Consider the following 13,463-nt stretch of genomic DNA (forward strand, 5'->3'; position numbering starts at 1 on the left):
GGCACCGAAAATGAGCGACCTGCATGATGGCTTGCCATTGGCCAACGTCAAGCCCAATGCCATGACCATGGTATTCAAGCGCTTCGTCGAGCCGGCGCTGATCGTGGCGTATTTGTGGGTGCTGGTGCGTTTTAGCGGTCATTTGTTCAGCGGTGATTACTGGGTTCTGGCCATCATGGCCTTCTTCCTCTCATCCTATTTCTTTACGGAATTCCACGAGCGTCGGCTGCGCCGGGATCCCAGGGGAGTGTCAGTCTTCGCGCCGGTACTCGACTGGATCGCCGTAGCCGCCGTTCTTGTGGTGGTGGCCTACATTTGCGAGTTCTATCAGCAGTTTTCGCTGCGCGCGATTTTCTTCTGGGTGGTGACAACGCCCGTGGGGCTGATCATTTCGCAGCATGTACAGTCGCGCGTCATGCGCGACCTGCATACCAAGGGGGAGGTGCGCAGGGCCATCATCATTGGCGTCAATCCGGCCGCGTTGAAGCTGGCCGATCGCATGGAGAAGTATCCTTCGCTGATGATCAAGCTCATGGGTTTCTTCGATGATCGCGAGCTCAACCGTCAGCCTCCCGGTACCTATACGCCCTTGCACGGCAAAATGTCAGACGTAGCAGCGTACGTGCGCGAAAACAATATCAACATGGTCTACATAAGCATGCCGATTTCTGCGCAGCCGCGAGTGCTGCAGATGATCGACGAGCTGCAGGATACGACTGCCTCCATCTACTTCATTCCTGATATCTACATATTCAATTTGATCCAGGCACGCTTCGATTACGTGGGCGGCATGGCGGTCATGGCCATCTGCGAAACGCCTTTTACCGGAACCAATAATGTCGTCAAGCGCGCCAGTGATCTGATTCTGGCCTCCTGCATCCTGCTCATGTTGCTGCCGGTGATGATGGTCATCGCGATATGCGTGAAGTTGACTTCGCCGGGGCCTGTCATTTTCAAGCAGCGACGCTATGGACTGGATGGGGAAGAGATTGTCGTCTACAAATTCCGCTCCATGACGGTCATGGAGGACGGTGGCAAGGTTACCCAGGCCACCAAGGGTGATATGCGCCTGACCAAGATAGGCGGTTTCCTGCGATCCAGTTCTCTTGACGAATTGCCGCAATTTTTCAATGTGCTGCAAGGGAGAATGAGCATCGTAGGGCCACGTCCCCACGCGGTTGCGCACAATGAGCTGTACCGCAAGCAGATCAAGGGCTACATGCTGCGTCACAAGGTCAAGCCTGGTATCACCGGCTGGGCGCAGGTCAACGGTCTGCGCGGCGAGACCGAGACGCTGGACAAGATGAAAGCTCGTATTGAATTCGACCTTGAATATCTGCGCCGCTGGTCGTTGGTTTTTGATCTTTGGATTATTTTCCAGACCGTGCGTATGGTGATCAAGCGCGACAACGCTTATTGACGGTTCAGTCCCGTCTGGGGCGAAGACCACGCGAACCACCCATTGTCGCTGGCAACTAGTGACACATAAAAAGAAAGCTTGCTCAAATGAATATCGGGAAGGCAGCAGTGCGACAGCATCGTTCCATGGCAGTCAAGGCGTTGGTTTCGACAATGCTTTTTGTCGCATTGAGCGCCTGTGGTGAGAAGAAATCAGCATCTTCGACTAGCCAAGTCGTTGCCATTGTGGATGGGCAGGAAATTACCATTCACCAGGTCAACAACGAGCTGGCGAAGACCGGTGGCAGTCAAGTGACCAAACAATTGCTGGATGGCCTGGTGGCACGGCAATTGCTGGTCAACGCAGCAAAGAAGGACAAGCTTGATGCCGATCCCGCGGTGCTGGCGGATATGGAACGCGCACGCAATCTGGTGCTGGCGCAGAGCTACGTGGCCAGCAAATTGAAGTCGCCGGCACGGCCGCTGGACCAGGAAGTCGAGGACCTGTATCGCAAGAATCCGGACTGGTTTGCTCAGCGCAAGCAATATGAGTTCGGGCAACTGGTCATCGCGCGCTCCAATCTTACGCCTGAGCTCAATACCTTGATGGACCAGCCTGGCAAGCGAATGGATGAAGTCGTGGCGTGGCTTGATTCGCATCGTATCCAATACGCGCGACAGCAGGTGGTGAAGACCTCAGCAGATCTGCCGCCGCAAATGAATGCCAGCCTCAAAACGATGGAACGTGGTGCATTGTTTGTGGTGCTCGAAGGGCAGACGGCGATCTTGACGTCGCTGCAGGATGTGAAGAATGCACCCTTGTCTCTGGCAGTAGCTACACCCCAGATCATCCAGTATCTGGTGACGCAAAAGCAAAACCAGGCCTCCGAGCAGCTCGTGGAACGTCTGAAGGGCGAAGCCAAGATTGAGTATTCGGAACAGGCCAAGTCATTCACGGATCTTGCTGCGCAAGCCAACGCTAGTGGTGCAGAGGCAGCCTCACAGAAAGGTGCTGCCAATGATCCGGAAAGCATTAAGAAGGACGTCATTTCACGTGGCGTGTCCGGATTCAAATAAGCAAGTCTGAACTAAATACGGGCGTAGACACGCCTGAATCAAGAACCTGATGTGATGCGGAGTTATGACAATGACGAGAAAAATAGTATTCCTGTTGATCGGCCTGATGCTTGCCAGCTGGAGTTTGTTTGCCAAAGCCGATGACATCCTGTTGGGTGCTGGCGACGTGATCCGCGTAAAGGTCTATGGTAGTGATGACCTGAGCTTGGAAACACGGATCAGCGAAGCCGGCATCATCAGCTATCCGTTGGTGGGAGAGGTCAAGATCGGCGGCCTGTCCACGGCGCAGGCCGAAACCAAGATTGCAGGTCTGCTCAAGAAGGGTGGTTACCTGAACAATCCGCAGGTCAACATTCTCGTCACGGTTCCACAGAGCCAAATGGTCTCGGTGCTGGGGCAGGTGACCAAGCCAGGGCGTTATTCGCTGGATGGACGACGCAACGTCGCTGACGTGATTGCGCTGGCCGGAGGTGTCACCCCGGATGGGGGCGATGCGGTCACCATCGTGCGCAACGATGCCAAGGGTGGTGTGACGAAGCAACTGGTCGACATCTATGCCATTACGCACAACGGCGACACGACGACACTGCCGGAAGTGGGGGCCAATGATGTCGTCTATGTCGAGCGCGCTCTGCGGTTTTATATCTACGGTGAAGTGCAGCGTCCCGGCGTCTACAAGCTGGAGCGGGGCACAACCGTGTTGCAGGCCTTGTCGGTGGGCGGTGGCCTGACGCAACGAGGCACCGAGCGCGGCCTTATGGTCAAGCGTCGCGATCCGGATGGCAATCTGCAGGAGATCCCTGTCAAGAAAGAAGATTTGCTGCAGGCGGACGACATCGTCTACGTCAAGGAAAGCTGGTTCTGAAATTGATGGCCCCGGCTGGGGCGGCACCGTGACTTTTATTTTAGCTAGCGTATAACGCCAACCAGGAGGCGTGACCCCATGAATCTATCTCAATTTCTTCTGATCCTTCAGGCGCATCGCAAGGTCATCTTGCTCATTGTCTCTATTACGGTAGCAGTGGCGCTCGTCGTCAGTCTGGTATTGCCCAAGCAATATCGGGCAACCTCCTCGGTCGTGCTCAACTACAAGGCATCGGATCCCGTCACGGGTCTGGTCGTTTCGCCGCAGGCTTTGCCGGGCTTCATGCCTACGCAAGTGGCGATCATCAATAGTCCGTCGGTGGCTCTAGCTGTCGTGGATAGTCTCAAGCTTGCTGATCAGCAGGAAGTCAAGGATGCCTACAATGCAGATAACCACGGTGAACTGGATATCCGCAACTGGCTCGCCGGGATCTTGTTGCGCAAACTGGATGCAGTTGCCTCGAAGGAGAGCAGCGTCATCGATATCACCTTCAAGGCGGAAGACCCGCAATTTGCTGCATTGGTTGCCAATGCCTTTGCTGCCGCTTACCAAAATGTGAGCATGCAGCTCAAGCTGGATCCAACCCGGAAGGCATCTTCCTATTTCAATGACCAGGTCAAGGTGTTGCGCGATGCTTACGAGCAGGCACAGACCAAGCTCTCCAAGTATCAGGAAGAGCACGGCATTACCAATATCGACAATCGTACCGACGTTGAGACAAATCGACTCAATGACCTCTCGACCCAGCTGGTAATGGCTCAGGCGGCATTGTCCGAAGCCGAGTCCCGCCGTCGTCAGGCCGCTGGTGGTGGGGCGGTTGAGTCGCCAGATGTCAATGCGAACGCGCTCATTCAGACGCTCAAGTCCAACCTGGCTGCCTCCGAGGCCCGTTTCGAGCAGGCGTCCAAGCGTCTGGGCGTGAACCACCCGGATTATCAGGCAGCGAAGGCCGAACGCGATGGCTTGCGTGCGCAGCTGGCAGCAGCCACAAGCTCTATTTCTGCATCGGTGGGCAGCAATGCCACGATTCTGGCCAAGCGTGAATCAGAGATTCGTGCCGAGTTCGAGGCGCAAAAGCGCAAGGTGCTGGAAATGAACCGTACGCGCGACGAACTGGCTGTGTTGAGCCGGGAACTCGAAAGTGCGCAGCGTGCCTACGAGCTGACAACGCAGCGTTTCGCCCAGACCAATTTGGAAGGTCAGTCCAACCAGTCCGATATTTCGCTGTTATCGGCAGCCGTTCCGCCGCCATATCCTTCCAGCCCACGTGTCTTGGTCAATCTCGTTCTGGCCTTCTTCGTGGGCACTATCCTGGGCGTGATGGCTGCCTTGGGGCTGGAACTGACCAACCGTCGCGTGCGTTCGGAGCAGGATCTGATCGAGGAGCTGGGGCTGCCGGTGTTGGGTGCCATTTCCGGCCCTGTCACCGCGAGCAGCAGCCGTCGACGTTTTGGATTCGGACGATCCAAGCCGGCCTGATCGTGTGCGGCTCTCTCTGTCAATAAAAATATGATATCCCGGGAATAACATGACTACTGCAACGTTGACCTTCAATGAAGGCGCATCCCTGCCGAACCGATCCATTGGTGCGATTCTGGTGGACAGCGGAAAGCTTTCGCCCGAAAACGCGGAGCGCATCCTGCGCTTGCAGCGCGAGCGTGGTCTGCGCTTCGGAGATGCTGCAATCCAACTGGGCTTGCTGACCCAGTCCGATATCGACCAGGCCTTGTCCCGCCAATTCGATTACCCTTATCTACTCAAGGGGGAAAGCAAGGTCAGCGAAAAGGTCGTAGCGGCCTACAATCCCTTCAGCAAGCAGGTCGAGGCGCTGCGAGCGCTGCGCAGTCAGCTGATGGTGCGGTGGTTCGACGTCGATGCCAAGCACAAGGCCCTTGCCATCGTCAGCCCGGAGAGCGGGGAAGGGCGTAGCTTCATCGCATCCAACCTGGCCGTTGTATTTTCGCAGCTAGGTGAGCGCACCCTGCTCATCGATGCTGACATGCGCAAGCCTTGTCAACATGAGTTGTTTGGTCTGGATAATCGTAACGGCTTGTCGGGCGTGATTGCCGGCCGTTGTGTCGTGGCCGATGCCTTGCAACGCGTGCCGGACCTGCTCGACCTGACCGTCTTGTCTGCCGGTCCGACCCCACCCAATCCGCAGGAACTGCTGGGGCGCCCCAACTTCACTCAGATGCTCAGCGACTTTGCCCAGGATTTTGATGTCATCTTGATTGACACGCCTTCTGGCACGCAATACGCGGACGGCAACATGATTTCCGCGCGCGCTGGTGGCAGCCTCATGGTCGTACGTACCAATGTCACGCACATTTCTGCAGTCCGTACGTTTGCTGAACGTCTGACCAGCGCGCATGTCGCTTTGGTTGGCAGCGTGGTCAACGAGTTCTGAGCGCTAGTCATTTGCCAGAAAGCGTCACGATGACTGCTGATACCTTTCGTCCCCTGCCTGGACCACGCTTCTCCGGTTTGCCGTGGATCGTCATCGCGGCTGGGTTGGCGGCGATGTACATACCCAGTTTCATCGATCTCTTTCATGGGGTATGGGGGACCGAACGCAACGCGCATGGTCCGATCGTTCTGGTCGTAGCGTGCTGCTACATGTTCGTGCGAGTCAGGCAGTTGCTGGAGGAGGGGCTCATCGAGCGCAAACCTGCTCCAGTACCTGGTGTTTTCTTCTTGCTGCTCGGTCTGCTTTGCTTCGTACTCGGGCGCTCGCAGACCGTGCTGTTCATGGAGGCAGGCTCGCTCATTCCCATCCTGATGGGGATCGTGCTGCTGCAATTCGGGATACGTACCTGCGGTCGTCTGTGGTTCGCCTTCTTTTTCATGCTGTTCATGGTCCCGTTACCCGCTTCAGTGGTGGACCTGCTGACACAGCCGCTCAAAATTGGCGTGTCCTATGCGTCAGAGCAGGTGTTGCGCCTGCTGGGGTACCCAATCGCCCGCAGCGGCGTGATTCTCTACATCGGCCCCTACCAGTTGCTGGTCGCCGATGCTTGCGCCGGATTGAATTCACTGTTCACCCTTGAGGCACTCGGCCTGCTGTACATGAACCTGGTGCGCCATCAATCGTTGTTGCGCAACGTGGTGCTGGCAGTTTTGATCGTTCCTATTTCATTCACCGCCAATACCGTGCGAGTGATGGTACTTGCGCTCATCACCTACTACATGGGGGATGCTGCCGGGCAGGGTTTTCTCCACGGCTTTGCAGGTATGTTGCTCTTTCTCGTTGCGCTGGGCTTGATCATCGCGCTGGATGGATTGTTGCGTTGGATCGCCGTACGTTGGGCCAACCTGCGGGGCGAGGCTGTCCCAGTTGCAGTTCAGCGCGTGCGCGTGGCCGGCGAAAGTAACAACCGCGACAAGTTCGCCATGAATATCCGACTGGCCATCCCTGTTGCGCTGGTCATGGCCTTGTCCGTCGCAGCCGCGGGCATGCTGGTTCCCCATATGGCGCAGCCGCTCAAGAAACAGAATTTTTCGGCAATCGTGCCATCGCAGTTTGGCCAGTGGAGAGAGGTCCCATCTCCGTTTCTGCAAGTCACTGTCGGATTGGACGATGGAACTGGCCGCAATGCGGATCAACCTTATGACGACGTCCTTGGCCGAACCTACGTCAATAGTCGTGGCGAAATGGTCATGCTGGCCCTGGCCTATGCTGCCGAGCAGAGCCAGGATGTAAAGATCCACTTGCCGGAGGTCTGTTACGTCGCCCAAGGCTTTACTTTGGCTGATGGGCAGCCAGTGAGCATGCAGACACGTCCTGACGGTCCGCAGATTGCTGGTTCGCGCTTCGTTGCCAGCAACAAGGGCCGACAAGAAGCTGTCAGTTATTGGGTTCGCATTGGTGATGGATTTCCACAGGGGGGTCTCGCTGCCCGTTGGAAGATTTTCAAGGATGGCATGAGCGGCCGGGTTTCCGATGGCATTCTGGTACGTGCGTCAAGCCTTCTGCAAGATCAGGACAGTCAAGCCCATGCCTTTGCGCTGCAAGAACAATTCCTGAAAGAACTGGACGGCGCCATGCACCTTACCCATCCAGGATTGCTAACTCCTCATTGAGGGCAAAGGTGGGCAGATGGATGGCGGTGATGTGTCCTGACTCCATCTGGCGAGATGGGCGACCGTTGCCTGTCTCTTTGCCCCTGGCATGCAATCATCATCCGGCATCATGTGACGGCTGATGTAGAGGCGAATATTGCGGTCTCAGTGACCGAGGAAAAATGATGAGAAGAATCAACCTGCAATCTTCACAGATCGTGCTTTTGCTCGTTGCATGTGCAATCGCAGTGGTGTTCGGTTTGGCACTGCCAGTGCTCGCTTCCGCGCTCGATGGCAGTCTCGCCAAGCTGGCAGCCTTGCCCGCGCTGTTGCTGCTGGGAGGACTGTTTGTGTTCAACAAACGTCTGCTGCTGCTATGCGTGCTGCTGTTGCGTGCCTCCGGCGATATTGTCCTGGAGTCCACACGTGTGGGATCGGGTGGCAGCTTTTCGCTGGGGCTCGGTGGAGCGATCAATGCGCTGATCATTCTGATTGCCTTGCTCTTCGTGGTTGAAAAACCGAAGCTGTTGCCACGCAAGGCTTGGGTGCCATGGATGATTTTGTTGGGTATCGCCACCATCGGAATGGTGGTGTCCCCAGACAAGGGAGCGGCACTGAAGATCGTCCTGGGCCTGTGCTCGTATTTTGCGGTGTTTGTGTGTGCGTTCTATGTGGTACGCACTCCAGAGCAGTTCCGTTCCATGGTTCTGCTGGTCGTGGCTTCATCACTGATTCCAGCGGCGTATGGTTTCGTGAGCACTGCCTTGAACGCACGCGGCGGTCTCAGCGGTTTTCGTCTGCAGAGTACGTTTGGTCATCCCAATATCTTCGCGTTCTACCTGACACTGGCTATCGCCCTGGGCCTCTACGTCATCAAGAGCGCGCAATTCAAGCTTGATCAGTTCAAGCGCTTTGCACTGGCGGGTTATCTGGGTCTCTTGTTCTTGTTGCTTTTGCTTACGCAGACGCGTAGCGCATGGGTGGCTTGTTTTTTGATCTTCCTCCTCTACGGCATCAAGTACGAGCGACGCTATCTTGTTTACATGCTGATACTTGCGACGCTGGCCTTGCTCATTCCGAGTGTCCAGGAGCGTATCTTGCAGCTCGACAGCGGCAACACGGTCACCACTTACGCCAAGCTCAACTCCTTCGCATGGAGAACCTACCTCTGGAGTTCTGGATTGAACTGGATGAGTTCTTCACACTATTTGTTCGGCTATGGTGTCGAAGCCTTTCCCTACTATTCGCCACTGTTTTTCCCGCTCTCTGGCGGGGTGAAATGGGGCGCGCATAGTGTGTTCGTTCAGTGGTTCTTTGATACTGGGCTGGTCGGAATGGTGGCCTACCTTGCGATCTTCTATCAGGTATTACGCGTGTTGATCCGGTATCAGAAACAGGACTCGCTGGGCGGTGTCATTCTGATCTGTACTTTGATTGAATATATCGTTGTGTCAGCCTCTGACAACATGCTGTCCTACCTGGCCTTCAACTGGTATTTCTGGCTGGTCATGGGGATGGGATGGTCGGTCTACCATAACAGCCAGCAGGGCCAACTGGAGGTTCTCGCGAAAAAGAACCGGCGCCTGGAACAGGCGTCATTTCGCCGCTCGACATCCGCCTGACATGGCCATATCGAGGATTGTCCCATCGTTTTCTTTCTGCCTCGCGGGCGGGAAGTGCATTGCTTATTCAACGCAGCCATGACAAAAAGAATCGCTTACTTTATCAACCAGTATCCCAAAGTCAGCCACAGCTTCATCCGCCGGGAGATCGCCGCTGTCGAAGCGCAAGGCTTTGCGATTGATCGCATCGCGTTACGTGGATGGGATGCCGAGGTTGTCGATGACGATGACCGTGGCGAACGTGACCGTACGCGCTACGTTCTCAAAAACGGTATTGTCGGCTTGCTGAGTCCCATGCTGCGCACGATCCTTGCCAATCCAAAGGGCTTTGTCTCCGCGCTGGCGTTGGCTTTCAACATGGCACGCCGTCGTGAGCGCGGTCTGATCTATCACCTGATCTACCTCATGGAAGCTGCGCAGGTCGTGGAGTGGACACGGAAGTTTGATGCGGGTCACATACATGCGCATTTCGGGACCAACTCCGCCGAGATCGTCATGCTGGCGCACTGCCTGGGTGGTCCTCCCTACAGTTTCACAGTGCATGGCCCTGAAGAGTTCGACAAGCCCGTGGCCCTTGGGCTGGACGAAAAGATCCGCCGCTCCGCGTTCACCATTGCCATCACTTCTTTCTGCCAGAGTCAGTTATACCGCTGGGTGGAGCAGAGTATCTGGTCAAAGGTCGCCATCGTTCATTGCGGCCTGGATCGTGGCTTTTATTCGGACGCGCCGCTGCAGCCGCAGTCGTCCGCACGTCTGGTCTGTGTGGGTCGCCTGTGTGAGCAGAAGGGGCAATTGTTGCTGGTCGAGGCGGCCGCTGTACTTGCAAGCAATGGCATCGAGTTTGAGTTGGTGCTGGCCGGGGATGGTGAAATGCGGCCGCAGATTGAAGAGCGTGTTGCGCACTACGGCTTGCAGGAAAAAATTCGGATCACCGGATGGATCAGCAGTCGCCAGGTACGAGAGGAATTGCTTGCTGCGCGTGCGATGGTATTGCCTAGTTTCGCAGAAGGTCTGCCGGTGGTGGTGATGGAGGCAATGGCGCTGCGTCGTCCGGTGCTGACTACCTTCATTGCCGGCATCCCTGAACTGGTGTTGGATGGTGAGAATGGCTGGCTCTTTCCTGCAGGGGATATTGGCCGTCTGGTGGAGTCCATGCAAGCCTGCCTGAGTGCTACGCCCGAACAGCTGCAGCAGATGGGGGAGTGCGCGCACGCACGTGCGGTGGCAAGGCATTCAATCGATACCGAGGCCGGCAAGTTGGCCAGATTGTTCGCCGCATCGGTTACCTCGGATCGCCCTGTTCTGGGGAAGGCACCATGAGCATGGTGCATACCAAGCACCAGGATATTGCCTCCCTGGATGGATGGCGGGCGGTTGCCATCCTCATTGTTGCGACCAGTCATGCGGGCTTGGGCAGGCTGGTGCCAGGCGGGCTGGGTGTGACCATTTTCTTTTTCCTGAGTGGCTATCTCATCACCACCTTGCTGCTGCGCGAGCATGCAAGTACTGGCACCATCAACATCAGGCATTTTTATCTGCGACGTCTTCTTCGCCTGACTCCGCCCTTGTTGCTGGTGCTGGTGGCGACGTATTTGCTGACCTACCTGGGTGTCTTCAAAGGCTATGCCACGTGGACCGGTTTCTTTGCGCAGTTGTTTTATTTCGCCAATTATTACGCGTTGTTCTTTGATGCCGCTCATACGGTGCCGCAGGGGACGGGCGTGTTCTGGTCGCTGGCAGTGGAAGAGCATTTTTATTTCTTCTTCCCGGCATTGCTATTGCTTTCCTTGCGCAATGCGCAGCGGCAGCGGCTGCCGTTTTACTTGGGTGTTGCCTGCGTGATGTTCCTCGCTTGGCGCTGCTATCTCGTCATGGGAGTAGCGGTCAGCACCGAACGAACTTACTATGCCACCGATACGCGCATCGATTCCATGCTTTATGGCTGCATTCTGGCGACGCTGTCGCTGACGTCGCAATGGCAGCAGCAGCTGCAAACGCCAAAAGTGAGAGCTACTGCGATATGGGCCGGACTACTGCTCCTGTTGAGCACCTTGTTGGTTCGCAGTGAGGTGTTCAGAGAAACCGTGCGTTACTCTCTGCAAGGTATTGCGCTCATTCCTCTCTTTTATTACTCGGTAACCAATCCGGAACTTTGGCCCTTCCGCTGGCTCAATGCGGCTTGGGTTCGGCGGATCGGAGTCTATTCCTATTCGATCTATCTGGCCCATTACGTCATGCTCAATAACGTAGATCGCTTATTTTCCTATGCGCCACTGAACGTTCTCGTGGCACTGGCCGTTTCCTTGCTGTTCGCGGTACTGGTGGATCGCTTGATTGATGCTCCGTTGCGCGTGGTCAGGGCGCGGCTCCGCTAGCACGGTTTTTGTACGAAAACTCTGAAAATGGTCTCCACCCAGAAAAATTCCCTCCCTCCGAAAGGCTCGCCCAGTGCGGTTTCGGTTGCCCCGGCGGCAGGTCAGGATGTACCTCAGCTGCATCCTAAGTATCGTCCCGATATCGACGGTCTGCGTGCGATCGCGGTCGGTTCAGTGGTCATTTTTCACGCTTTCCCGGAGTGGTTCAAGGGCGGTTTCATCGGCGTCGACATTTTCTTTGTCATTTCCGGTTTCCTGATTTCGCTGATCATCTTCAACAATCTTGAGCATGATCGCTTCAGTATCCTCGATTTCTACATCCGCCGCGTCAAACGCATTTTCCCCGCCCTGATGACGGTGATGGTCGCATGTGCGGTCGCCGGGGGAATCATTTTGTTCGCTGACGAGTACCGTCAGCTGGGCAAGCACATGCTGGGTGGGTCGACCTTCATTTCCAATATTCTGTTCTGGCGCGAAAGCGGCTACTTCGATAACTCCGCCGAGACCAAGCCATTGCTGCATCTCTGGAGTCTGGCGATCGAAGAGCAGTTCTATCTGTTCTGGCCTTTGCTGCTGGCCTTTGTGTGGAAACGTAAGTGGGGATTTCTGCGCATCGTCGGAGTGATCGCTCTGTTGTCGTTCCTCATCAATCTTTATTTGATCGGACATGACCAGACCGCAGCGTTCTACTCGCCGTTCGCACGATTCTGGGAGTTGATGGTGGGTGGCACCCTCGCCTATATCAATCTGCATCGTTCCGACCTGAATGCGCGCGCCAAGGAATGGCAAGCGTGGCTGGGCTTGATTTTACTGGTGCTGGGGTTCGTCCTGCTTAATGGCGAGCGCAGCTTCCCGGGCTGGTGGGCGCTGCTGCCGTGCGCAGGAGCATTTCTTTTACTCTCGGCGGGCCCCGGGGCATGGTTCAATCGTAAGATACTCGCCAGTAAGCCGTTGGTCGGGATTGGGCTGATCAGCTATCCACTGTATCTCTGGCACTGGCCGCTGCTGTCCTTTGCGACCATCATTGCCGGTCAAACCGCCCCCCAGCAATGGCGTCTGATGGCGGTACTGGCGGCCATGTTGCTGGCGTGGGGCACCTTCCTGTTCATTGAGCGTCCGCTTCGGCATGCCAGTGGGATACGCATCGTTTGGGCGCTGCTGCTGGTCAACACAGCGGTAGGACTGGCGGGGGCCGTCATCTATCACAATGGCGGTTTTCCTCAGCGGGCGATCAATGAGAAGCTGGATTACCTCGCCCATGCGGATGTATTCGATGGCTCGCGCAACTCCGATGGCAGTTGCAATCGCCTCAATCAACTGGTTCCAGTCAGTGAAGAGGTCTGTCTTTCCAATTCGGCGCAGCCGCAAGTGCTCTTCGTCGGGGATAGCCACGTCATGGCACTGCATTCGGCGATTTTCAGTCGTCAACTTGCACTGCCGTCCATCATGGTGGCCGGGCACGCCTGCCGTGTGTATCCCAACTTGCCCTACGAGCCCGCCAATTTGCGGCGCTGGTCCAACAATTGCACGGAGATTGCCCGTCAGGCAATCGCCGTTGGTCAGAGATTCTCTTCCATCCGGACGGTGGTGATCAGCGGGGCTTACCCGCGGGGCAATCTCGATGAGCCCTCGCAGTACAAGGTCAACGATCACGCGTTGAGCCAGCGAGAGGCGTTCATGTCCGGATATGGCGCGTTGATTGAAAGTTTCATTGGGCAAGGCAAGCAGGTCGTGTTCGTTGCTGATGTGCCATTCCTCAAACTGGACCCGCATGCTTGCGTGAACCGACTCGGTGACGGTCCGATCCGCGAATGTGCTTATACCCGCGCCGAGCATGACCAGATCAGAAAGCCCTACGATGCCGCCGTGAGCGAGCTGCGCCAGTTGCATCCGAAGGCGACGGTATTCGATCCGGTGGCACTGTTCTGCTCATCGGCCCAGTGCAGATCAAAGATAAATGGTGCTTATTTGTACAACGACGATCAGCACATCAGCCTGGCAGCGTCCAAGTATTTGTTGCAGTCGATGCAGAAGGATGGACTGCTGCCGTCAGGCGTGGCCCGATAA

10 protein-coding genes are annotated in these 13,463 nt (G+C 56.1%); all 10 read left to right on the plus strand.

Annotated features, from left to right (window positions below; translation table 11 throughout):
- Positions 1 to 10 precede the first annotated feature (10 nt).
- The 10 genes from ACWFUC_RS15225 to ACWFUC_RS15270 all read left to right on the plus strand — a co-directional run bounded on the left by ACWFUC_RS15225 (position 11) and on the right by ACWFUC_RS15270 (position 13,463).
- Positions 11 to 1,420, plus strand: a complete 1,410-nt coding sequence (locus tag ACWFUC_RS15225) for an undecaprenyl-phosphate glucose phosphotransferase (protein ID WP_259434885.1) — start codon at positions 11 to 13, stop codon at positions 1,418 to 1,420.
- Between the two features lie 125 nt (positions 1,421 to 1,545).
- A complete protein-coding gene (locus tag ACWFUC_RS15230; protein WP_259434886.1) occupies positions 1,546 to 2,475 on the plus strand; it encodes an EpsD family peptidyl-prolyl cis-trans isomerase in 930 nt (309 codons plus the stop codon).
- A 70-nt stretch (positions 2,476 to 2,545) separates the two neighbouring features.
- On the plus strand, positions 2,546 to 3,340 hold the full coding sequence (gene epsE / locus ACWFUC_RS15235; protein ID WP_259434887.1) for a polysaccharide export protein EpsE: 795 nt from the start codon (positions 2,546 to 2,548) through the stop codon (positions 3,338 to 3,340).
- Between the two features lie 78 nt (positions 3,341 to 3,418).
- Complete coding sequence (gene epsF, locus ACWFUC_RS15240; protein WP_489625333.1) at positions 3,419 to 4,819, plus strand: chain length determinant protein EpsF; 1,401 nt, start codon at positions 3,419 to 3,421, stop codon at positions 4,817 to 4,819.
- A 49-nt stretch (positions 4,820 to 4,868) separates the two neighbouring features.
- Positions 4,869 to 5,747: a chain length determinant protein tyrosine kinase EpsG gene (epsG, locus tag ACWFUC_RS15245; protein ID WP_259434889.1), complete on the plus strand. Its 879-nt coding sequence runs from the start codon at positions 4,869 to 4,871 to the stop codon at positions 5,745 to 5,747.
- Between the two features lie 29 nt (positions 5,748 to 5,776).
- The gene (xrtB, locus tag ACWFUC_RS15250; RefSeq protein ID WP_489625334.1) at positions 5,777 to 7,420 is read left to right on the plus strand and encodes an exosortase B; all 1,644 of its coding nucleotides are present in this window, start codon (positions 5,777 to 5,779) and stop codon (positions 7,418 to 7,420) included.
- Positions 7,421 to 7,584: 164 nt separating this feature from the next.
- On the plus strand, positions 7,585 to 9,021 hold the full coding sequence (locus ACWFUC_RS15255; protein ID WP_489625335.1) for an O-antigen ligase family protein: 1,437 nt from the start codon (positions 7,585 to 7,587) through the stop codon (positions 9,019 to 9,021).
- A 78-nt stretch (positions 9,022 to 9,099) separates the two neighbouring features.
- Complete coding sequence (locus ACWFUC_RS15260; RefSeq protein ID WP_489625336.1) at positions 9,100 to 10,341, plus strand: glycosyltransferase family 4 protein; 1,242 nt, start codon at positions 9,100 to 9,102, stop codon at positions 10,339 to 10,341.
- Positions 10,338 to 11,396, plus strand: coding sequence for an acyltransferase family protein (locus ACWFUC_RS15265; protein ID WP_259434893.1), 1,059 nt, complete (start codon positions 10,338 to 10,340; stop codon positions 11,394 to 11,396). Before ACWFUC_RS15260 ends, ACWFUC_RS15265 begins: the two co-directional genes overlap by 4 nt.
- Before the next feature lie 27 nt (positions 11,397 to 11,423).
- The gene (locus ACWFUC_RS15270; RefSeq protein WP_489625337.1) at positions 11,424 to 13,463 is read left to right on the plus strand and encodes an acyltransferase family protein; all 2,040 of its coding nucleotides are present in this window, start codon (positions 11,424 to 11,426) and stop codon (positions 13,461 to 13,463) included.

Source organism: Herbaspirillum sp. Her4, assembly GCF_057961335.1.